Below are 21027 nucleotides of genomic sequence, written 5' to 3' on the forward strand. Positions count from 1 at the left end.
GCTCCCTCCCCTCCCGGGGGAGGGCTGGGGTGGGGGCACGACGGCGCACAACAAAGCACTGCGCCGAACAAGTGCCGCTTGCCCCCATCCCAACCTTCCCCCAGAGGGGGAAGGAGCCATACGGTGCAGCGACTGATTCGATAAACGGGCCAAGCCCGAAGGTTTTCTTATGGATTTGCAGATCGCCCTGTTGTTGGGGCAGGACGGCATCGTCAACGGTGCCGTCTATGGATTGATGGCGCTCGCCCTCGTGCTGGTGTTCTCGGTCACGCGCGTCATCTTCATTCCCCAGGGCGAATTCGTCGCCTTCGGGGCCCTCTCGATGGCGATGCTGCAGGCCGGCCGCGTGCCGGCCACGCTGTGGCTGTTGCTCGCACTCGCGGTGATGGTGCTGATCGTCGAGTTCTGGCGCTGGAAGCGCGGCGCGGTGGTCGACTGGGCCTCGGCGCTCGCCTGGTGCGTGGTGCTGCCGCTGGCCGCCGCCGCGCTGGTGCTGCTGCTCAAGCCCACCTCGATGGCGGGGCAGACGCTCACCACGCTCATCCTCATCATGCCGCTCGGCCCGCTGCTCTACCGCCTGGCCTACCGGCCGCTGGCGGATGCCAACGTGCTGATGCTGCTGATCGTTTCGGTCGCGCTTCATGGCGTGCTGGTCGGTCTGGGTCTGCTGTTCTTCGGCGCCGAAGGTTCGCGCACCACGGCGTTCTCGGACGCGCGCTTCGACATCGGCGGCATTCCGGTCAGTGGGCAATCGCTGGTGGTGGTCGGCGTCACGCTGCTGCTGGTGATCGCGATGTTCCTGTTCTTCGGGCGATCGATGGTCGGCAAGGCACTGCGCGCCACTGCCATCAACCGCGTCGGCGCACGGCTCTCGGGCATTCCCACCGAGCTGTCGGGCGACCTGAGCTTCGCGCTCGCGGCGCTCATCGGCGCGGTGTCGGGCCTGCTCATCGCACCGATCACCACCGTGTACTACGACACCGGCTTCCTGATCGGCCTCAAGGGCTTCGTCGCGGCCATCGTCGGCGGGCTCGCGAGCTATCCGCTGGCGCTCGTCGGCGCGCTGCTGGTCGGCCAGCTCGAAGCCTTCGCCTCTTTCTGGGCCAGTCCGTTCAAGGAAGTGCTGGTCTTCACTTTGATCATTCCCGTGCTGTGGTGGCGTTCGCTGCGCAGCCATCATGTGGAGGACGAGGAATGAGCCCGTCTTCGAATCCCGTTGCCGTGAATTCGCCGCCCGCCGGCAAGCCGCTGGTCACGCCGCGCCAGCTCACGTTGGTCTTCGTCGTCGCGCTCGCGCTGGCCTGGGGCTTCCTGCCCGAGTTCACCGTGTCCGTGCTGAGCAACATCGGGCTCTACGCACTGGTCGCGGCCGGGCTGGTGATGCTCACCGGCGTGGGCGGCATGACTTCCTTCGGCCAGGCCGCATTCGTCGGCATGGGCGCCTACGCCACCGCCTGGATCTGCACCTCGCCCACGGCCGCCGCCTGGATGGGCGGCGCGGTGAGCCCCGCGCTGCTGCCGTGGGCCGGGCTGCTGCTGGGCCTGGTCTTCACCTTCGCGCTCGCCTGGGCGCTGGGCGCGGTCACGCTCAAGCTGCAGGGCCACTACCTGCCGCTGTGCACCATCGCGTGGGGCCTGAGCCTCTACTACCTGTTCGGCAACATGGAGTTCCTGGGCGGGCAGACCGGCATCACGGGCGTGCCGCCGCTGGTGGTCGCGGGCTTCTCGCTCGCCACGCCGCGTGCGCTGGGCGTGGTGATCTGGGCCGTGCTGCTGCTCGCGCTGTGGGCGATGCACAACCTGCTCGACTCGCGCGAAGGCCGCGCCATCCGCGCGCTCAAGGGCGGGCGGTTGATGGCCGAGTCGATGGGTGTGGACACCGCACGCCACCGCATCAAGCTCTTCGTGCTGGCTGCGCTGCTCGCGGCGGTGTCGGGCTGGCTCTATGCGCACCTGCAGCGCTTCGTGAACCCGACGCCCTTCAACCTGAACATCGGCATCGAACTGCTGTTCATGGCGGTGGTCGGCGGCGCGGGGCACCTGTGGGGCGCCGTACTTGGCGCGGCACTCATCACGCTGCTGAAGGAAAAGCTGCAGGACGTGCTGCCCGCGCTGCTGGGCACCAGCGGCAACTTCGAAGTGATCGTGTTCGGTCTCCTGATGCTCTTCGTGCTGCAGCGCTTTGCGGATGGGCTCTGGCCCACGGTCTCGCGGCTCGCGAGCCGCTGGGTGCGCAACGATGTGAAGGAGACGCCTGCCGTATCGAAGACCGCTCCCGCGCAACTCGCGCAGCGCACGCTGCCCGCATGGGGCGAGTTGCTGCTCGAAGCCAGCGACGTGAGCAAGCGCTTTGGCGGCCTCGTCGCCAACAACGCGATCTCGATGACGCTGAAGGCCGGCGAGATCCATGCGCTGATCGGCCCGAACGGGGCAGGCAAGAGCACCTTCTTCAACATGATCTCGGGCGTGGACGATCCGAGCTCGGGCGTGGTGCGGCTCTCGGGCCAATCGATGGCGACCAAGCCCTCGCGTGCCTTCGCCGCCCTCGGCCTCGGCCGCACCTTCCAGCATGTGCGCCTGCTCGGGCAACGCAGCGTGGTCGAGAACGTCGCGCTCGGCGCCCACCTGCGCGCCAGGCGCGGCTGGCTCGCCGCGATGCTGCGATTGGACCGCGCCGAAGAGGCCGCGCTGATGGCAGAAGCACGCCGCCAGATCGAACGCTGCGGCCTTGGCGCGCACGCCGACACGCCGGCCGCTTCGCTCTCACTGGGTCAGCAGCGCGTGGTGGAAATCGCCCGCGCCCTCGCCGGCCAGCCTTCGGTGCTGCTGCTCGACGAACCTGCCGCGGGCCTTCGCCATCTGGAAAAGCGCGCGCTCTCCGTGCTGCTGAGCCAGCTGCGCGCCGAAGGCCTCGGCATCCTGGTGGTGGAGCACGACATGGAATTCGTGATGAACCTCGCCGACCGCATCACGGTGCTCGAGTTCGGCACCGTCATCGCCACCGGCACGCCCGCCGAAGTGCAGGCCAATCCGCGTGTGCTGGAGGCCTACCTCGGCGGCGCCGACGACGAACTGCTGGAGGACGCACGATGAGCCATCCCCTGCTTCAACTGGACGATTTCTGCGTCGCCTACCGCACCGTCGAAGCGGTGCACAGCGTGCACCTGCATGTGAACGAAGGCGAGATCGTCACCGTCATCGGCCCCAACGGCGCGGGCAAGACCACGCTGCTGTGCGCGGCGATGGGCCTCCTGCCTTCCACCGGCGCGCTCACGCTCTCGGGCGAACGCATCGCGCGCCCCGGGGTCGAGACCATGGTCGCGCGCGGCGTGGCGCTGGTGCCCGAGCGGCGCGAGCTGTTCGGCGAGATGTCGGTCGAAGACAACCTGCTGCTCGGCGGCTTCTACCAGTGGCGCAAGGGCAAGCGCGACCAGCGTGCGCGCATGGAGGAAGTGTTCGAGATCTTCCCGCGCCTGCGCGAGCGCAAGCCCCAGATGGCCTCGACGCTCTCGGGGGGCGAACGCCAGATGCTCGCCATCGGTCGCGCGCTGATGGCGCGGCCGCGCCTCCTGATGCTCGACGAGCCTTCGCTCGGCCTCGCACCGCTCGTGGTGCGCGAAGTGCTGCGCGTGGTCTCGCAACTGCGAAGCCATGGCGTCTCGGTGCTGCTCGTGGAGCAGAACGCGCGCGCCGCGCTGCAGGTGGCCGACCGGGCGTATGTGCTGGAGATGGGCGACGTGGCGCTGGAAGGCAATGCACGCGACCTGCTGCACGACCAAAGAATCATCGATACCTATCTGGGTATCGGCAACAAACACTGACCCCGCCTTGCTCCCTCCCCTTCCGGGGGAGGGTTGGGGTGGGGGCAAGCGGCCTTTGATAGAGCACTGCGCCGAACGAGCAATGCCCCCATCCCAACCTTCCCCCAAAGGGGGAAGGAGCAATACCGATATCGCAGAAAGGACATCCTCATGACCACCCTCCAAAGCTACATCGCCGGCCGCTGGATCGGCAAAGAGAGCGCGCAGCAATTGCGCAGCGCCATCAATGGCCAGGCCGTGGCCAGCACGCACGCCGAAGCCATCGACTTCGCCGAAGCGCTGCAGTACGCGCGCCGCACCGGTATCCCCGCGCTCATGAAGCTCGACTTCCAGCAGCGCGCCGAACGCCTGAAGGCGCTGGCCAAGTACCTTGCCGCGAACAAGGAAACGCTTTATGCGATCTCGGCCCACACAGGCGCCACGCGCGCCGACAGCTGGATCGACATCGAAGGCGGCGCCGGCACGCTGAGCGCCTACGCCGGCATCGGCTCCAACGAATTGCCCTCGGGCAACCTGGTGCATGAAGGCCCGGCCTTCCCGCTCGGCAAGAAGGGCGGCTTCGCGGGCACGCACATCCTGGTGCCGCGCGGCGGCGTGGCGGTGCACATCAACGCGTTCAACTTTCCGGTGTGGGGGCTGCTCGAGAAGTTCGCGCCCAGCTTCCTCGCGGGCATGCCGTGCATCGGCAAGCCGGCTTCGGCCACCAGCTACCTCACCGAGGCGGCCGTGCGGCTCATCGTGCAGTCGGGCATCCTGCCCGAGGGCAGCCTGCAACTGGTGATCGGCGGCACGGGCGATCTGCTCGATCGCCTCGAAGGCCCCGACGTCGTGACCTTCACCGGCTCGGCCGACACCGCCGCCAAGTTGCGCGTGCATCCGAACCTCGTGCGCCAGTCGATTCCGTTCAACGCCGAGGCCGACTCGCTCAACTGCGCGATCCTCGCGCCCGACGTGACGCCCGACGACGAGGAGTTCGATCTCTTCGTGAAGGAAGTGGCGCGCGAGATGACGACCAAGGCGGGCCAGAAGTGCACCGCGATCCGCCGCGCGATCGTGCCGCGCCAGCACCTCGATGCGGTGGCCGAGCGCCTGCGCGCACGCCTGGCCAAGACCGTCATCGGCGACCCGTCGCGCGAAGAAGTGCGCATGGGCGCCCTCGCCTCGCATGCGCAGCAGGCCGACGTGGCCGAGCGCGTCGCCACGCTGCTGCAGGGCGCCGAGCTGGTCTACGGCGAGCGCGACGGCTTCTCGCCCGTGGGCGACGGCGTGAGCGAAGGCGCCTTCTTCGCGCCCACGCTGCTACTGAGCCGCAAGCCCCTCGAACACGATGCCGCGCACGACGTCGAGGCCTTCGGCCCCGTCAGCACGCTCATGCCCTATGACGGCATCGACGAAGCGCTGGCGCTGGCCGCTCGCGGCCGCGGCAGCCTCGTCGGCACGCTGGTCACGCGCGATCCGGCCGTTGCGGCCAAGGTCATTCCGGTGGCCGCCGCATGGCACGGCCGCCTGCTGGTGCTCGACCGCGAGGCTGCTGTCGAATCGACCGGCCACGGCTCGCCGCTGCCGCAGTTGAAGCACGGCGGCCCCGGCCGCGCGGGCGGCGGCGAAGAGCTCGGCGGCCTGCGCGCCGTGAAGCACTACCTGCAGCGCGCCGCGGTGCAGGGCTCGCCCACCATGCTGGCCGCGATCACCGGCGAACACGTGCGTGGCGCGGCCGTGCGCGAGAGCGACGTGCATCCGTTCCGCAGCTACTTCGAAGACCTGCGCATCGGCGACTCGCTGCTCACCCATCGCCGCACCGTCGGCGAGGCCGACATCGTGGCCTTCGGCGGCATATCGGGCGACTATTTCTACATGCACTTCGACGAGGTCGCGGCGAAGGAGTCGCCCTTCGGCAAGCGCATCGCGCACGGCTACTTCGTGCTGTCGGCGGCGGCGGGCCTGTTCGTCTCGCCCGCGCCCGGCCCGGTGCTCGCCAACTACGGCCTGGACACGCTGCGCTTCGTCAAGCCCGTGGGCATCGGCGACACCATCCGCGCGCGCCTCACATGCAAGCGCAAGATCGACCGCAACAAGAAGGACGCGAGCGGCCAGGGCCAGGGCGTGGTGGCCTGGGACGTGGAGGTGACGAACCAGGATGGCGACGTGGTCGCGAGCTACGATATCCTGACCCTCGTCTCCAAGAAACCAGAAACCACCTGATGTTCGATCTCACGGGAAAAGTAGCGCTCGTCACCGGCGGCAACGGCGGCATCGGCCTCGGCATGGCCGAGGGCCTTGCGAAAGCCGGGGCGCGCGTCATCGTCGCGGCGCGCAATGCACAGAAGTCGGCCGCCGCGGTCGAGGCGCTCAAGGCGCTGGGCAGCGACAGCTTCGCGCTCGCACTCGATGTGACCGACGAGGCCTTGGTGCAGAAGGCCTTCGACGACGTGGCCGCGCGCTGCGGCCGGCTCGACATCCTCGTGAACAACGCCGGCACCACGGTGCGCAAGCCGGTCGACCAGCTCGCGCTCGCCGAATGGCACCAGGTGATGGACACCAACCTCACGAGCGCATTCCTCTGCAGCCGCGCCGCGCACCCGCATCTTCAGCGCGCGGGTGGCGGCAAGATCATCAACATCGGCTCGATGATGTCGATCTTCGGCGCGCCCTATGCGCCGGCCTATGCCGCGAGCAAGGCGGGCATCGTGCAGCTGACCAAATCGACCGCGCTCTCGTGGGCGGCCGATAACATCCAGGTCAACGCGATCCTGCCCGGCTGGTTCGAGACCGAGCTCACCGACGGTGCCCGCAATCAGATCCCGGGCCTGTACGACCGCGTGGTGGCCCGCGCCGCCGCCGGCCGCTGGGGACAGCCGGCCGACATCGCCGGCACCGCGGTGTTTCTCGCGAGCCCCGCTTCGGACTACGTGACGGGCACGGCTATTCCGGTCGACGGCGGGTTTTCTATCTCTGGCTGAAGCCGGGCGGTCCGTGTAGATTCGGCCGCCATGCTCTTCTGGTTCCAGATCTTCCTTTTCGTCGCCGGCACCGCCGCGCTGCTCTATGTCTCGCGCGGGCCGCTGAGCCAGCCCGGCTCGCACGGCTTCTACCGCTTCTTCGCGTGGGAATGCATGCTGGTGCTGATCGTGGTGAACCTGCCGGTGTGGCATGTCGATCCGTTCTCGGCCACACAGATTCTTTCCTGCGTGTTCCTGGCGCTGTCGATCTGGCTGCCGATCCACGCGGTGCGGCTTCTCAAGGCACAAGGCAAACCCAGCGATGCGCGCAATGACGATCCCGCGCTCTACGGTTTCGAGAAGACCTCCTCGCTCGTGACCTCGGGCGCCTTCCGCTACATCCGCCACCCGATGTACACCGCACTGATGCTGCTGGCCTGGGGCGCCTTCCTCAAACAGTTCACCTGGCTCACGCTGGCGCTGGTGCTGGCGGCGACGCTGCTGCTGGTGCTGACGGCGCTGCGCGACGAGAAGGAATGCCTCGCGCATTTCGGCGAGACCTACCGCGACTACATGCGCGGCACGCGGCGCTTCATTCCGTTCGTGGTGTGAAAGCCGCAACCGTACATCGGGTCGTGCTGGCACTCTGGGCCGCGATTGCACTCGTCTCCCTGGGCGGATGCGTGCTGGCGCCCGTGGTCGTGCGCGCCTCGCAGCAGCCGTATCACAACAGGATGGATGCGCTGGAAGAGCGCTACGTGCAGCTCCGGGCCGAGCGCAAGAACCTGGTCGCGGCGCTCGAGGGCATCTCCGCGGAAGAAGGCGCGCCACAGAGGGAGCGGCTGGCGGCAGTGAACGCTGAAATCCGGGCGGTTGCCTTGCAGCTGGATCTGCCTGTCTCCAACAAGTAGCTGCCGGCCCGAAGGTAATATCCGCGCCTCTTCCCCGGCGCCCCGACCTCTTCATGTCCTCTCCGAAACGCACGGCCTTTCCCTCCGCCGTGCAGGCCGTCCTGCTGTTCGTGGCGCTGTTTCTCTGCGAACTCGTCGTCGGCGCGGCGCTCCGGGACGCCAACGGCTGGCTCGGGCTGAACGGCATGCAACTGGGCGTGTTGGCCACGGTGCTGGGCAACGGCTGCGTGTTCGCAGTGGTCATGCACTACCAGCAACTCACCTACCGCCAGCTCTTTCACCAGTCGCCGATTTCGGCGCGGGCCACGCTGATGCTGGTGGTGCCACCGGTTCTGCTGCTCGTGCCCGCGCTGATGGTGACGATGATGGCCGCGCTCAACCTGCTGACGTACGTCGCGCCGCTTTCGCCCTGGGAAGAATCGCTGTTCAGCCGCATGGCCGACGGCAGCATCGCCGCCACGCTGGCGGTGTGCGTCGTGGCGCCGCTGCTCGAGGAGATGCTGTTCCGCGGCATCGTGCTGCGGGGCTTTTTGCAGCGCTATGCGCGCTGGCATGCCATCGTCGGCTCGGCGGTGCTGTTCGGGGCTGCGCACCTGAACATCTACCAGTTCCTTGTCGGCCTGGTGCTGGGAACGGTGCTCGGCTGGCTCTACGAGCGCACCCGCTCGCTCATTCCGTGCGTCGCGCTGCATGCGGCCTACAACACCGGCACGATGTTCGTCGGCGACTGGCCCACAGACGCGTCCAGGGCGGACACGATGTGGACCGTGCTGCTGGTCGTGGTGGCGGCCGTCGTGGGCACGCTGGCCTTGCGGCGCATGCTGGTGACGCCGAGGGCAGGCAAGCGCGAACTCTGAATCGCCGGCGCTACGGTTGGACCGGCGGCAGTGGCCGCGCATCCACCGCCTCGCCATCGACGATGAAGTGCCCGCCCGCCACATGGTGCAGCGTGCGCAGTTCGTCGTGGCCGGTGAAGTTCCAGCGACCGTCGGCGAAAACGCGCGCATCGGCCTGCGCGGCGATCACTTCGCCGAGGAAGAGGTCGTAGCGCTGCTGGATCGGCGGCTCAGGCATGAGCCGGCATTCGAGCCAGGCCGCGCAGCCTTCGAGCAGTGGCGCATCGGTCGCGGTGCCGGCGAAAGTCTCGAGGCCATAAGCAGCGAACTTGTCGCGCCCCGAGGTCTCGACGATCTCGCGGCCCGAGCTGTTGCCCAGCGCCTCGGTCAGGTCGAGTTGCGCGCGCACCGGCACCTGCAGCGCGAAGGTGCCCGCGCCTTCGAGCAGCACGCGCGTCCAGGTGCTCTTGTCGAGCACCACGGCCACCTTGGGCGGATCGAAATCGAGCGGCATCGCCCAGGCGGCCGCCATGATGTTGCGCTGGCCGCCATGCGCGGCGCTCACGAGGACCGTGGGGCCGTGATTGAGCAGGCGGTAGGCCTTGGCCAGCGGGACGGGGCGGCGATGCGAAGACGAGGAGGCGTTCATGAAGTCGTCGGAAAATGAAGCGGAAACCGGCGGCAAGCGTCGCACAAAGCCCGCCCTTCGTCATCCTCTGCCCGGAGCGCCCCTTCATGGAACCCTCGAAAGCCAGCCAGACCGCCCTCGTCACCTCGCTGATGCGGGCCCTTCACACGCGCAGCGATCCCGCGCCGCTGCTGGACGACCCTTGGGGCGACCGCTTGGTGCCCGAGGCGGTGCAGGCCGGCCTGCGCGAGCGGGCGATGGCACGGTTGGACCCCGCGCTGCGCGCCGAAGCCGCGCCTGCCAGGGTGCTGGATGCCGCGATGCGCGCGAACGCGGCCTACCCCGGCGTCATCCTGCGAAGCCGCTACACCGAAGACATGCTGGAGGCTGCGGTCGCGCGCGGCATCACGCAGTACGTGCTCATCGGCGCTGGCTTCGACAGTTTTCTCTGCCGTCGCCCGGCCTGGGCCGAGGGGCTGCAGATCTATGAAGTGGATCACCCTGCGACGCAACAGTTGAAGCGCGAGCGCCTGCAGCACTGCGGCATCGCCGAATCCGATGCGGTGCATTTCGTGGCGGCGGACCTGTCTGAAGAGACGCTGCAGTCGGCGCTCGCACGCTCGTCCTTCGATCCGGCGCAACCGAGCTTCTTCTCATGGCTCGGCGTCACCGTGTATCTCACGCGCGAAGCGAACCTCGCAACGCTGCGCGCCATCGCCTCCATCGCACCTGCGGGGAGCGAGCTGGTCTTCACCTACATCGACGAAGCGGCGCTGCAGCCCGGCCACGTGGGCACCGAGGGGTTCCGCAAGCTGCGCAGCGATGTGTCCGGCGTCGGCGAGGCCTTTCTCTCGGGCTTCGATCCAGCGGCGCTCGGTGCGCTGCTTCTGGAGACCGGTCTTGTGCTGACGGAGGACCTGGATGGCGAAGAGACCGTGGCCCGGTACGACGCGGAGGGCGTCAACGGCCTGCAGCGGGCGGGCGCGGGGCACATCGCCCATGCACGCGTGCGGCCTCGTGCAGTCAGCGCACTGCCGCCTGCCGCCTGAACTCGCTCGGGCTTCCGCCCGTGTGGTCGCGGAACACGCGGCTGAAGTGCGAGAGGTTGCTGAAGCCCGAGGCCAGCGCGATGTCGGTGATGGAGCGCGCCGCGTTCGCCGGATCGAGCAGCGCGCGGATGCTGGCCGCGAGCCGCTGGTGGAGGATGTAGCCGGTCAGCGTGTCGTCGTCGCCCGCGAAGGCGCTGTGCAGGAGGCGCTTGCTGCAGCGCAGGGCCAGCGCCATGCCGTCGATGGAGAGCGACGGGTCATGCAGATTCTGCGCGACGTAGCGCTGGATGCGGTCTTTCAACGCCTCGCGCTGGGTGCGCGGCGTGCTCTGGCCCGCGAGTTCCATCAGCGAGAGCCGCACCAGCTGGATCAGCAACTCGCCCGCGCCGCGCGCCGCCGCCTCGCTCATGAAGGGCAACTCCAGGTACGTGTTGCGCATGGTCTCCAGCGCCACGCGCGAGATGCCGCTGTCGCCGCCGATGCGGCGCGCCACGAGGTCGGCGAGCGGCAGCGCGGGCGAGGCGATCTGGTCCTTGGGCAGCATCACGATCAGGTGGTCACTGCGCTCGGGGTTCTCCACGCGGTAGTCGAGCGTGGTGTCGTAGAGCGTCCATCCGCCCGAACGCACCGCGGCGGCACGGCCGCGCTGCGTGACCTCCGCCGAGCCCTGCCAGGGCGCGACGATCTTCAGGTAGGGCGCATCGCTCAGGCGCGCCATCTGCGGTGTGCGCAGCACGCGGTGGCGATTCGCCTCGAGCCGCGTGAGGATCACGTCGCCCGCATGCGAGGCGGCGATGTGGCCGTCGAACTCGCTGTCGCCGTACAGGTCGGAGCCCAGGCCGCCGAAATGCCGCCATACCCACTCGCACCACTGCGGCCCGCGCTCCTTCGGCGGGATCGGGTCGGTGGACAGCAGCAGGGACTCGGTCATGGGCGGCAGCAACAGGTGGCAGCGCATTGTGAAGCGCCGGGTCGATGTCCGGACTTGCGGGTTAACCACTAGGCGCCTGCACGCTGCGTCAAGTGCTTTGTGCGCGGCGGGCACAGCACCCGAAGGCCCCCTTTCCTACGATGCCTCCAGCGGGCGCACACCGACGCCCCGAGGAGACTTTCATCATGTTGCACGCCACCCGCCGCCGCTGGATACAAGGGGCGGCCACCGCCCTCGGCACCGCCGCCGTCGCCCCGCGCCTGTTCGCGCAAAGCGGCCCCGTCCGCATCGGCTATGCCATCGCACGCACCGGCCCGTGGGCGGCCGGCGCACAGGTCAGCCAAGAGCCCAACTACCTGCTGTGGGCCGAGCAGGTCAATGCGGCGGGCGGTCTTTCGGTGAAGGGTGCCAAACGCCCCATCGAGCTCATCGGCTACGACGACCGCAGCGAGACCGAGACCTGCGTGCGCACCTTCGAAAAACTGATGGGCAGCGACAAGGTCGACCTCGTGCTGCCGCCCTGGGGGTCGGGCGCCAACTTCGCGGTTGCGCCGCTCGCCAATCGCTTCGGTTATCCGCTGCTCGCGCCCACCGCGCTCTCGCGCAAGCTGATCGACATGCGCCTGCCCTTCTTCTTCTCGCTGCTGCAGCAGCCCGACAAGATGATGGGCGCGCTGGTCGACATGCTGGTGGCGAACAACGTGAAGACCATCGCCATCGTCTACATGGACGACCTGTTCGGCCTGGAGAACTTCGCCGCGCTCAACAACGCGCTGAAGAAGACGCAGATCCAGGTGCTCGACCGCAAGAGCTACCCGCTCGGCGTGAAAGACCTCGCACCCGTGCTGCGCACCATGAAGGACCTGAACCCCGACGCCTTCATCGGCATCACCTACCCGCCGGACACCATTCTTGCGAGCCGGCAGGCGCGCGAGGTGGGCTTCAACCCGAAGTACTTCTACGCCTCGGTGGGCACGGCCTTCCAGCTCTACAAGAACGTGATGGCCGCCAACACCGAGGGCGTGATCGGCATGGGCTCGTGGAACGGCAAGACCAGCCCCGAGGCCAAGGCCTACTTCGATGCGCACACGAAGAAGTTCGGCAAGGAGCCCGACCGCTGGGCCAGCGGCCACGCGTGGGCCGGCCTGCAGATCTTGCAGCAGGCGGTGGAGAAGGTGGGCCTGGACCGCAAGGCGCTGCGCGAGCAGATCGCCAAGAACGAGTTCAAGACCATCCTCGGGCCGATCCGCTTCGAGGGCAGCGAGAACGCGTCGATCCCCGGCACCGTGTCGCAGTGGCAGGGCGGCGACTTCGAAGTGGTGTGGCCCAAGGACCGCGCCACCGCGCAACTGATGCCGAAGCCGGCCTGGAAATAACAGCGTGTCGTTCTCTGGATGGGCCGAGCTCCTGGCCGGCGGATTGATCACGGGCGGCATCTATGCGCTGGTGGCCATCGGACTGAACCTGCAGTACGGGCTGATGCGCATCATGAACATCTCGCACGGCGAGTTCCTGATGCTCGGTGCCTTTCTCACCTGGTGGGCGCACACGGCGCTGGGCGTCTCGCCGCTGGTGTTCATGCCGGTGGCTTTCGTGCTGCTGATGGCATTGGGCATGGCGGTGCACTGGCTGTGCTTTCGCCAGGTGGCGGCGCGCGCGCCGAACGTCGACGTGTTCGAGGCGCGCAGCCTGATGGTCGGCTTCGGCCTGATGTTCTTCGTGCAGAACACCGCGCTGCTCGTGTGGGGCGGCGACCTGCGCGGCTACGACTACCTGGCCGAGCCGGTGCAGCTGGGTGAGATGCGTTTCACGGCCAACAAGCTGGTGCTGTTCGGCGTGGCGCTGGCCCTGAGCATCGCGCTCATCGCGCTCCTGAAGCTCACGCTGCTGGGCAAGGCGGTGCGCGCGCTGATGCAGTCGCCCACCGGCGCGCAGCTCGTGGGCATCAACACCAAGCGGCTGCATCCGCTGATGTTCGGCATCGGCCTCGGCCTCTCGGGCGTGGCGGGCGCGCTGCTGTCGATGACCTACGAGATCTCGCCTTCGATGGGCGAGCCCTACACCGTGACGGCGCTGATCGTCATCACCCTCGGCGGCTTCGGCAGCATCGCGGGCAGCCTCGTCGGCGGCCTGCTGCTCGGCGTGGTGGAGGCGCTGGGCATGTACTACACGAGCCCCTCGCTCAAGATGCTGCTGTCGTATGCCGTGTTCATCGGCGTGCTGATCTGGCGGCCCAACGGACTGTTCTCCCGCAAATGATTTCCCTCCTTCAAAACAAGCCCTGGTGGGTGCTCGCGGCGGTCCTTGTGCTGGCTGCCGCCGTGCCGTGGGTCGCGTCCGAGTTCGTCGCCTCGGTGGCGCTCGGCTGCCTGATGTACATCGCACTCGCGACGAGTTGGTCGCTGTTCTGCGGTGCCACGCGGTACCTGTCGCTCGCGCCCTCGGCCTTCTTCGGGCTCGGCGCGTATGCGAGCGCCACGCTGCTCGAGGTGCTGCCGTGGCCGCTGGTCATCTTGAGCGGCGCGGCCATCGCGAGCGCGGTGGCGGTGCTGATGGGTGCGGCGGTGCTGCACCTGCGCGGCACCTACTTCGCGGTGCTGACCTTCGGCATGACGGAGCTGATCCGCCACGCGGTCACCTTCGTCGAGAAGCAGGTCTCGGGCACGGTGGGCCGCGTGCTCACCGTCGTGCCGTCGAACGAGACGGTGTACCTCACGGTGCTGGCGATTGCAGGTGTCGCGATTGCCACGGCGCTCGTCGTGAAGCGCAGCCGCTTCGGCCTCGCATTGGCCGGCATCGGTGCCGACGAGCAGCGCGCGCAGACGCTCGGCGTGGACACGCGCCGCGTGAAGATCGCCGGCTTCGCGCTCACCGCCGCCTTCGCCGGTGCGGTCGGCGCGGCGATGGCGGTGCGCTGGACTTACATCGACCCGCCCGCCGTGTTCAGCCCCTTCATCGGCTTCCAGACCGTGCTGATTGCAATGATCGGTGGCGCCGCCAGCATCGGCGGGCCGGTCGCCGCGGCCATTGTCTTCAGCCTGCTGTCGGAGACGCTGCGGCTGCAGCTGCCCTACGGCTACATGATGGTGCTCGGGCTCCTGCTGATCCTGTGCGTGATGTACCTGCCCAACGGCCTTGCGTCGCTCTGGCAGCGCAAGGTGACGGCATTGCGGACTCACGGCCATGAGTAGCGCGCAACCTCTTCTCGAAGCCCGCGAACTCACGGTGCGCTTCGGCGGACTCACGGCCGTCGATGCGGTGAGCGCGACGCTGCACGCAGGCGAGCTGGTCGGCATCATCGGCCCGAACGGCGCGGGCAAGACGACCTTCTTCAACGCGATCTCGGGCGTGGTCATGCCGACATCGGGGCAGCTGCTGGTCGAGGGCGATGTCGACCTCACGCGGCGTGGGCCGCATCTCTACGCCGCCCACGGCATCGCGCGCACCTTCCAGACGCCGCGCGTGATGGCCGGCATGACGCTGGAGGACAACGTGCGCTTCGGCATGCAGTTCGCGGGACGGCATCGCACGCCTATCGCGGGGCTGGGCAGCACCGGCGAGATCCTCGACATGCTGGGCCTCGGCCACCTCGCGAAGAACATCGCAGCCGATGTCACGCCTTCGCAGCAACGGCTGCTCGAAATCGGCATGGCGCTCGGCACCCGGCCGCGCGTGCTGCTGCTCGATGAAGTGGCGGCGGGCCTCACCGAAGCGGAAGTCGATGCGATGGCGCGGCGCATCCGGAAGCTGCGCGACGACCACGGCCTCACGGTCGTGTGGATCGAGCATGCGGTCGCGACGCTCTTGAAATACGTCGAGCGCGTGCTGGTGCTGCACCAGGGACGCAAGATCGCCGACGGCACGCCGGCCGAGGTCGTGCGCAATGCCGAAGTGGTCGAGGCCTACCTCGGCGACGAGATGGAGGCCACCGCATGAGCGGCACGCAACTGACCGTGCGCGGCCTGTCCGCGGGCTACCACGGCTTCCAGGTGATCCAGGGCATGAGCCTCGATGTGCTGCCCGGCATCACCGTCGTTCTGGGGCCCAACGGTGCGGGCAAGACCACGCTGCTGAAGGCGCTGGCAGGTCTGTTGCCGCGCACCGGCGATGCGGTGCTCGACGATGCGGCATTGCCTTCAGGTGAAGCCACCGCCTGCGTGCGCCGCGGCCTCGCGCTGGTCGCCGAGGGGCGCCAGCTCTTCCCGCAGATGACCGTCACCGAGAACCTCGAGCTCGGCGGCTGGCTGCTGCCCGCGCGCCTGCGCACCGAGCGCCTCGCGCGCGCCTTCGACGACTTTCCGCGCCTGAAGGAACGCGCCACGCAACTCGCCGGCACGATGAGCGGCGGCGAACAGCAGATGGTGGCGGTGGCGCGCGCCATGATGAGCGGCCCGCGCCTGCTGATGCTCGACGAGCCTTCGCTCGGCCTCGCGCCGCGCATGGTCGACGAGCTGCTTTCCATCGTGCGCCGCATCGCATCGCAAGGCGTGACCGTGCTGATGGTCGAACAGAACGTGCGCAAGGCGCTGCAGGCGGCCGACCGCGGCTATGTGCTCGAACGCGGGCGCGTCGTCGCTTCGGGCGAAGCGCAAGTGCTGCTGCATTCCGACGTGGTGCGACAGGCCTACCTGGGCGTCGCCTGACGCCCTCCCGCCCTCCCCTCTTTCTCAAAGGACACACTTCCATGATCGACGTTTTCATGTTCATCGACGGCGAGCACCGTTCTGCCTCGGACGGCACCACCTTCGAGCGTCGCAACCCTCTGGATGGCGGCGTTGCCACCCGCGCGCCTTCAGGCACGCCGGCCGATGCGGTCGCGGCGGTGGAGGCCGCACACCGCGCCTTCGCCACCTGGTCGCAGACCGGCCCCGGCGAGCGCCGCGCGCTGCTGCAGAAGGCGGCGCACGCCATCGAGGCGCGCGCCGATGCGTTCATCCAGGCCATGGCGCGCGAGACGGGTGCGTCGGCGCAATGGGCCGGCTTCAACGTGCACCTCGCGGCCGGCCTGCTCACGGAGGCCGCTTCGCTCACGACGCAGATCAGCGGCGAAGTGATTCCCTCCGACGTGCCCGGCAGCCTGGCCATGGGCGTGCGCCAGGCGGCCGGCGTCGTGCTCGGCATCGCGCCGTGGAACGCACCGGTGATCCTCGCCACCCGCGCCATCGCCACGCCGCTGGCCTGCGGCAACACCGTGGTGCTCAAGGGCTCGGAGCTGTGCCCCGAGACGCATGCGCTCATCATCGAAGCGCTGAGCGAGGCCGGCCTGCCGAAGGGCGTCGTCAACTTCGTGACCAATGCGCCCGCCGATGCCGGCGCCGTGGTCGAAGCGATGGTCGCGCACCCCGCCGTGCGGCGTATCAACTTCACCGGCTCCACGCGCGTGGGTCGGCTCATCGCGCAGACCTGCGCCAAATACCTGAAGCCCGCCGTGCTCGAACTCGGGGGCAAGGCGCCGCTGGTGGTGTTGGACGACGCCGACATCGATGCCGCGGTGAACGGCGCGATCTTCGGCGCGTTCGCCAACTCGGGCCAGATCTGCATGTCGACCGAGCGCATCGTGGTGGACAACGCCATCGCCGATGAATTCGTCGCGAAGTTCGCGGCGCGTGCGCAAAGTCTGCCGCTCGGCGATCCGCGAGAAGGCCCCGTCGTGCTGGGCTCGGTGGTGGACATGAGCACCGTCACGCGCTGCAACGCGCTGATCGACGATGCGCTCGCCAAGGGCGCGAAGCTGGTCTGCGGCGGCAAGGCCACCAGCACGCTGATGCCTGCGACGGTGCTCGACCATGTGACCGCGGCCATGGAGATCTACCGCGAGGAATCCTTCGGCCCCGTGAAGGCTGTGGTGCGCGTGAACGGCGTCGAAGAAGCCGTGTCCACCGCGAACGACAACGAGTTCGGCCTGTCGTCCGCCGTGTTCGGGCGCGACGTGGCGCGCGCATGGAACGTGGCACGCCGCATCGAGGCCGGCATCTGCCACGTCAACGGCCCGACCGTGCACGACGAGGCGCAGATGCCTTTCGGCGGCGTCAAGTCATCGGGCTACGGGCGGTTCGGTGGCCGGGCCGGCGTGGAGGCCTTCACCGAGCTGCGCTGGATCACGGTCCAGACAACGCCACGGCACTACCCGTTCTGAGGAACGGCCTCGGACTACGACGACCGGCCGGACTCTTCCTGCACGCCGGTCGCGGGAATCCACATCACCAGCGGACGAAGCCAGCGCGGACGCCAGCTCAGCGTGAACGTCACGACCAGCGCCGCGCCGGCGAGCGTCATGAACCAGACCAGCGAGGCCATCGAGACGTGGTCCGCGCCCAGGCACAGCACGAGCGATGCGAGCACGCAGGCGGCCCCGAGGACGCGCAGAAGCCGGACCATGCGCGGCGAGCACTGCGGATCGGTGCGTACCTGTTCCCAGTGCACATCCATCGACAGCGCGAGAAGGCCCGCGCCGGCAATGCTGATGATCGATGCGATGAGCAGGAGCATGGCGTCAGGCACGGGCGGCGGAGGTGCTGCCGCCGGATGCGGGTCGCGCGGGCGCAGTGATGGCTGCCTCGGCCCGGCGCTTGAGCCTGCGCGCGGCCACCACGGCCAGCGCGGCGCTTGCGAGCAGCGAAAGATCGACGCCCGCCACCGGCCAGTAGCCGGTGCCGATGGTGCGCAGCAGGTGGTCGCCCGTGGTGATCCAGTTGAGCAGCACCGCGGCCACTGCCATCACGGCCACGGCCCAGCACTGCTCGGCCCAGGCGGGCGACAGGCGTCCTTCGGCGGTCGGCGCGGTCCGCCAGATGCCGTGCGCGAAGGCCAGCAGCCAGGCGCCCAGGAAAATGCCCTTCTCCCAGCTGCCGCGCAGCGGCAGGCTGTCGGGCAGCAGGCGGTTGCCGATGAGCATGGCGAAGGTCGCGACCAGGAGGCCGGTCACGGTGGCAACCGCGCAGGCATCGACCCAGCGCGCGCCGCTCACGCCCTGCTTGGCGTGCTGGCGCTTGCGCTTTTCCACGAAGAAGATGAAGCCGGTGGCAATGCACGCGCAGCCCGACAGCCCGCCCAGCACGTACAGCCAGCGCAGCAGCCAGTGCTCGAAATGCTGCAGGTGCAGGCCGGTCAGGAAGTCCACGATGCCGGCCACGACCGTCGGCGGCGGGTCTTCGCGAATCACCTCGCCCGTGGACCCCTTGAAATGGATGCCTTCGCCGGTGAGGGTGACACGGTCGCTGCCCGCGCGGTAGACACTGACGTAGGCGTTGGCATCGTTCACATGGCGCACCACGAGCAGCCCCACCTCGCCCGCCGCGTCGCGGGCGGCCCAGCGCCGCTTGGCCTCGGCCATCATCGCGTCCACCGACGCCAGCGTGCCGGGAACGCCGGCGCGGTCGTGCGGGAGCCCGGTTTTCTGGGCGTCGAGTTTCTCGTGCAGCTCGTGCAGCGGCTCCAGCTGGGTGTGCGTGACCGGGAAGTAGACGCCCGCGAAGACCACCAGGCCCGACAGCGCGAAGATGAAGTGGAACGGCAACGCCACCACGCCCGTCAGGTTGTGAAGATCGAGCGCGCTGCGCTGGGTGTGCTTGGCCGGGCGGAAGGTGAAGAGTTCGCGGAAGATCTTGCGGTGCATCACCACGCCGCTCACCAGCGCGGCCAGCATCACGAGCGCGGCGAGGCCGACGATCCAGGTGCCCAGGTTCAGCCAGTCGAGGTGCAGGCTGTAGTGCAGCGGATAGAAGAATTGGCTGCCGATCTTGAGCCGGTCGTCCGGCAGTGCCTTGCCGACGCGCGGGTCGATGGTCCGGTCGCCGAACACGCCGTCTTCCGGGTCCTTGGCATTGGGCAGCGTATAGCTCGTGAACAGGCTCAGCACCGGATCGCGGTGGGTGGTGTAGGCGGCCCATTGCTTGGGGCTGAAGGTCTCGGCCATCGGCCCGTTCACCCGGCTGCGCGCCTGTTCGATGCTCTCGGCGGTGGGCTTGATGTCCTGGAAGATGGGCAGCAGCATGCGGTCGAAGGACGGCATCGGCTGCGGCTCGAAACGGGTCTCGGGGATCGCCCAGCGGTCGATCTCGCGGTCGAACACCGACAGCGAGCCGAAGAAGAAGACGACCATCAGAACGAACCCGAGCGTCAGGCCGAACCAAGTGTGCAGCCAGGCCATGGACAGCCGGAAGTTCTGAAACACGGGGGAGCTCCTAGGGGAAAAGGTCAGAGGCTCAGAGCAGGGCCAATTGCACCAGCGAGGCCGCACCCGTCATGACGAGCCCGCCGCCCAGCAGCACGAGCCACACGCGCGTGAGGCTCCCGGCCGCAAAGGCCCAGAGGAACGCGACCAGGAACACGAGGAAGGCCAGCATGCTGCTGAGCGACTCGGCGTCATGGAACGGCATGCCGGCGCTGAACAGGAGACCGACGCCCAGCGCGATGAACCCCCAGCAGAAGACGTAGCCCCCCAGCACGCCGGCAGCGATGCGGGAGACGACGTGGACGGCGGACGCAGCGCTACGGGCCATGGCTTGGACGGGGATTGCTGGGATGGATCAAATGAGAACGGCTCGCATTATCTTCTATGCGAGCGCGATCCGGTCGATCAACCCTACGGCGCAGACTTGGATACCCCAGGCCAGGTCACACGGCGGCCGCGATCTCCTGCGTGATCTTGAGAAATTTCTCCACGTCGGCCATCGAGTGGCAATGCAGCGGCGACACGCGCACCGTGCCGGCGAGCCCGAAGGACTCGAGCATCCGCTTCGAATAGATGCTGGTCGCCACGCGCTCGTACACCGTGACGCCGCGCTTGCCGTACTCGACCACCGCCTGCGTGCAGTCGGTGCGGTCGAAGCCGATGCCCAGGATCAGGTCGCGCTTCGTGAGGTCTTCGTGGTCGAGGAACACTTCGACGCCCCGCATCTCGCGCAGCCCGGTCGCGTTGCCGGTGCCGTCGAGCAGCGCGGCGAGCAGCGCGCGCTCGTGCAGCTCGATGCGCCCGATGCCTTCGACGAACAGTGCGCGGCGCTCCGTGGCTTCGGTGAAGTGGCCGCCGATCCAGCACACGTAGTCGACGATCTCCGTGAGCGCCGCGAACTGCCACGGCGCGGAGCTGCCCAGGTCCCAGAAGTCCGGCTTCTTGCCCGCGAGCTTGTGGTGCGGCAGCACGGCCGCGCGGTCGGACACCCACGAGAGCCCCGAGCCGCGGCAGCCGAAGAACTTGTAGGGCGCGAGGTTGATGCCGTCCACCGGCGTCTTCTGCAGGTCGATGAGGCCATGCGGCGCATGCTGCACCGCGTCCACGAGGATGTACAGGTCGGGCTTGACGGCGCGCGCGCGGCGCACGATCTCGGCCATGTCGAGCTTGGCGCCCGAGATGTTCGAGGCGTAGATCACGTTGAGGAGGCACGTGTCCTTGTCGACGAGACGCACGATCTCTTCGACGTCGACGCCGCCTGTCACCGGGTTGCTTTTCGCCACGCGCAGCTCGCGGCCGAGCCGGCTCGCGTAGAGGCTCATCGCATCGAAGGCCGAGGGATGCTCCAGCACCGTCGTGACCATGTTCGTGCCCGGCACGTTCTCGGCCACCGCGCGCACCATGTCGAACATGGCGCCCGAGGCGGTGAGCGAGGCATACACGCTGCCGCCACGCGCATTGAGGATGGTGCGCAGGTCGTCGCCGGCCTTCGCCTGGATCTGCTGCAGCTCGACGGCGGTCGCGTGGATGCGCTCGGCGTTGTCTGGAATCGCATCGACCTCTGCGAAGCGCTCGGCCGCGGCCTTGAGGCGGAACGAGCCGCCGGCGTTGTCGAAGTACAGGCGTTCGTGGCCGTGGTGGTCGCGGTCCACGAGCAGGAAGCGCGACTTCACCTCACGCATCAGCGCATCGGAAAACGCGAGGCCGTGGGGGTGGTTTTCAAGGGTGGTCGCCATGTG

21 protein-coding genes are annotated in these 21027 nt (G+C 68.4%); 15 read left to right on the forward strand and 6 right to left on the reverse strand.

Annotated features, from left to right (window positions below; translation table 11 throughout):
• Nucleotides 1-169 precede the first annotated feature (169 nt).
• The 8 genes from ACSFA7_RS24565 (at nucleotide 170) to ACSFA7_RS24600 (ending at nucleotide 8528) form a co-directional block, all read left to right on the forward strand.
• The gene (locus ACSFA7_RS24565) at nucleotides 170-1198 is read left to right on the forward strand and encodes a branched-chain amino acid ABC transporter permease (RefSeq protein WP_206177578.1); all 1029 of its coding nucleotides are present in this window, start codon (nucleotides 170-172) and stop codon (nucleotides 1196-1198) included.
• Nucleotides 1195-3093 (forward strand): branched-chain amino acid ABC transporter ATP-binding protein/permease, encoded by a 1899-nt coding sequence (locus tag ACSFA7_RS24570; RefSeq protein WP_435501773.1) that lies wholly within the window; start codon nucleotides 1195-1197, stop codon nucleotides 3091-3093. Before ACSFA7_RS24565 ends, ACSFA7_RS24570 begins: the two co-directional genes overlap by 4 nt.
• Entirely contained in the window at nucleotides 3090-3821 is a 732-nt protein-coding gene (locus ACSFA7_RS24575) for an ABC transporter ATP-binding protein (RefSeq protein WP_435501774.1), read from the forward strand. The genes ACSFA7_RS24570 and ACSFA7_RS24575 overlap by 4 nt, the downstream gene beginning before the upstream one ends.
• Before the next feature lie 150 nt (nucleotides 3822-3971).
• Nucleotides 3972-6023, forward strand: a complete 2052-nt coding sequence (gene paaZ, locus ACSFA7_RS24580) for a phenylacetic acid degradation bifunctional protein PaaZ (protein WP_435501775.1) — start codon at nucleotides 3972-3974, stop codon at nucleotides 6021-6023.
• A complete protein-coding gene (locus ACSFA7_RS24585) occupies nucleotides 6023-6781 on the forward strand; it encodes an SDR family NAD(P)-dependent oxidoreductase (RefSeq protein ID WP_435501776.1) in 759 nt (252 codons plus the stop codon). The genes paaZ and ACSFA7_RS24585 overlap by 1 nt, the downstream gene beginning before the upstream one ends.
• Before the next feature lie 30 nt (nucleotides 6782-6811).
• Nucleotides 6812-7372, forward strand: coding sequence for a methyltransferase family protein (locus ACSFA7_RS24590; protein ID WP_435501777.1), 561 nt, complete (start codon nucleotides 6812-6814; stop codon nucleotides 7370-7372).
• A 23-nt stretch (nucleotides 7373-7395) separates the two neighbouring features.
• Nucleotides 7396-7671: a hypothetical protein gene (locus ACSFA7_RS24595; protein ID WP_435501778.1), complete on the forward strand. Its 276-nt coding sequence runs from the start codon at nucleotides 7396-7398 to the stop codon at nucleotides 7669-7671.
• A 53-nt stretch (nucleotides 7672-7724) separates the two neighbouring features.
• Nucleotides 7725-8528 carry a CPBP family intramembrane glutamic endopeptidase gene (locus ACSFA7_RS24600; protein ID WP_435501779.1) on the forward strand — a complete coding sequence of 268 codons (804 nt, stop codon included), beginning with the start codon at nucleotides 7725-7727 and terminating at the stop codon, nucleotides 8526-8528.
• Between the two features lie 10 nt (nucleotides 8529-8538).
• Here the strand turns inward: ACSFA7_RS24600 and ACSFA7_RS24605 are convergent, their stop codons facing one another.
• Nucleotides 8539-9156, reverse strand: a complete 618-nt coding sequence (locus ACSFA7_RS24605) for a flavin reductase family protein (RefSeq protein WP_435501780.1) — start codon at nucleotides 9154-9156, stop codon at nucleotides 8539-8541.
• 86 nt (nucleotides 9157-9242) lie between these two features.
• Between ACSFA7_RS24605 and ACSFA7_RS24610 the strand changes: the two genes are divergently transcribed.
• Entirely contained in the window at nucleotides 9243-10184 is a 942-nt protein-coding gene (locus ACSFA7_RS24610) for a class I SAM-dependent methyltransferase (protein WP_435501781.1), read from the forward strand.
• On the opposite strand, the gene ACSFA7_RS24615 is transcribed toward ACSFA7_RS24610, so the two are convergent.
• A complete protein-coding gene (locus tag ACSFA7_RS24615) occupies nucleotides 10159-11115 on the reverse strand; it encodes an AraC-like ligand-binding domain-containing protein (RefSeq protein WP_435501782.1) in 957 nt (318 codons plus the stop codon). The two genes, ACSFA7_RS24610 and ACSFA7_RS24615, sit on opposite strands and share 26 nt — an antisense overlap.
• A gap of 185 nt (nucleotides 11116-11300) precedes the next feature.
• Here ACSFA7_RS24615 and ACSFA7_RS24620 point away from each other — a divergent pair, with 185 nt between their 5' ends.
• Genes ACSFA7_RS24620 through ACSFA7_RS24645 form a run of 6 tightly spaced genes read left to right on the forward strand, consistent with a single transcriptional unit; the run spans nucleotide 11301 to nucleotide 17251 of the window.
• Nucleotides 11301-12491 (forward strand): amino acid ABC transporter substrate-binding protein, encoded by a 1191-nt coding sequence (locus ACSFA7_RS24620; RefSeq protein WP_435501783.1) that lies wholly within the window; start codon nucleotides 11301-11303, stop codon nucleotides 12489-12491.
• A gap of 4 nt (nucleotides 12492-12495) precedes the next feature.
• Complete coding sequence (locus ACSFA7_RS24625) at nucleotides 12496-13374, forward strand: branched-chain amino acid ABC transporter permease (protein ID WP_435501784.1); 879 nt, start codon at nucleotides 12496-12498, stop codon at nucleotides 13372-13374.
• Entirely contained in the window at nucleotides 13371-14306 is a 936-nt protein-coding gene (locus tag ACSFA7_RS24630) for a branched-chain amino acid ABC transporter permease (protein WP_435501785.1), read from the forward strand. Before ACSFA7_RS24625 ends, ACSFA7_RS24630 begins: the two co-directional genes overlap by 4 nt.
• Nucleotides 14299-15051 (forward strand): ABC transporter ATP-binding protein, encoded by a 753-nt coding sequence (locus ACSFA7_RS24635; RefSeq protein WP_435501786.1) that lies wholly within the window; start codon nucleotides 14299-14301, stop codon nucleotides 15049-15051. Before ACSFA7_RS24630 ends, ACSFA7_RS24635 begins: the two co-directional genes overlap by 8 nt.
• Nucleotides 15048-15758 carry an ABC transporter ATP-binding protein gene (locus ACSFA7_RS24640; protein WP_435501787.1) on the forward strand — a complete coding sequence of 237 codons (711 nt, stop codon included), beginning with the start codon at nucleotides 15048-15050 and terminating at the stop codon, nucleotides 15756-15758. The genes ACSFA7_RS24635 and ACSFA7_RS24640 overlap by 4 nt, the downstream gene beginning before the upstream one ends.
• 41 nt (nucleotides 15759-15799) lie before the next feature.
• Complete coding sequence (locus ACSFA7_RS24645) at nucleotides 15800-17251, forward strand: aldehyde dehydrogenase (RefSeq protein ID WP_435501788.1); 1452 nt, start codon at nucleotides 15800-15802, stop codon at nucleotides 17249-17251.
• Nucleotides 17252-17265: 14 nt separating this feature from the next.
• On the opposite strand, the gene ACSFA7_RS24650 is transcribed toward ACSFA7_RS24645, so the two are convergent.
• The 4 genes from ACSFA7_RS24650 to ACSFA7_RS24665 all read right to left on the reverse strand — a co-directional run bounded on the left by ACSFA7_RS24650 (nucleotide 17266) and on the right by ACSFA7_RS24665 (nucleotide 21024).
• Nucleotides 17266-17604 (reverse strand): DUF3325 domain-containing protein, encoded by a 339-nt coding sequence (locus ACSFA7_RS24650; protein WP_435501789.1) that lies wholly within the window; start codon nucleotides 17602-17604, stop codon nucleotides 17266-17268.
• Nucleotides 17605-17608: 4 nt separating this feature from the next.
• Nucleotides 17609-19288: a PepSY-associated TM helix domain-containing protein gene (locus ACSFA7_RS24655; protein ID WP_435501790.1), complete on the reverse strand. Its 1680-nt coding sequence runs from the start codon at nucleotides 19286-19288 to the stop codon at nucleotides 17609-17611.
• A 31-nt stretch (nucleotides 19289-19319) separates the two neighbouring features.
• Nucleotides 19320-19616: an iron uptake protein gene (locus ACSFA7_RS24660; protein WP_435501791.1), complete on the reverse strand. Its 297-nt coding sequence runs from the start codon at nucleotides 19614-19616 to the stop codon at nucleotides 19320-19322.
• A gap of 115 nt (nucleotides 19617-19731) precedes the next feature.
• Nucleotides 19732-21024 (reverse strand): aminotransferase class V-fold PLP-dependent enzyme, encoded by a 1293-nt coding sequence (locus ACSFA7_RS24665; RefSeq protein WP_435501792.1) that lies wholly within the window; start codon nucleotides 21022-21024, stop codon nucleotides 19732-19734.
• Between the last annotated feature and the right edge of the window lie 3 nt (nucleotides 21025-21027).

Origin of the sequence: Variovorax trehalosi (genome assembly GCF_051216415.1) — a bacterium.
In the GTDB taxonomy this organism is placed as follows: domain Bacteria; phylum Pseudomonadota; class Gammaproteobacteria; order Burkholderiales; family Burkholderiaceae_C; genus Variovorax.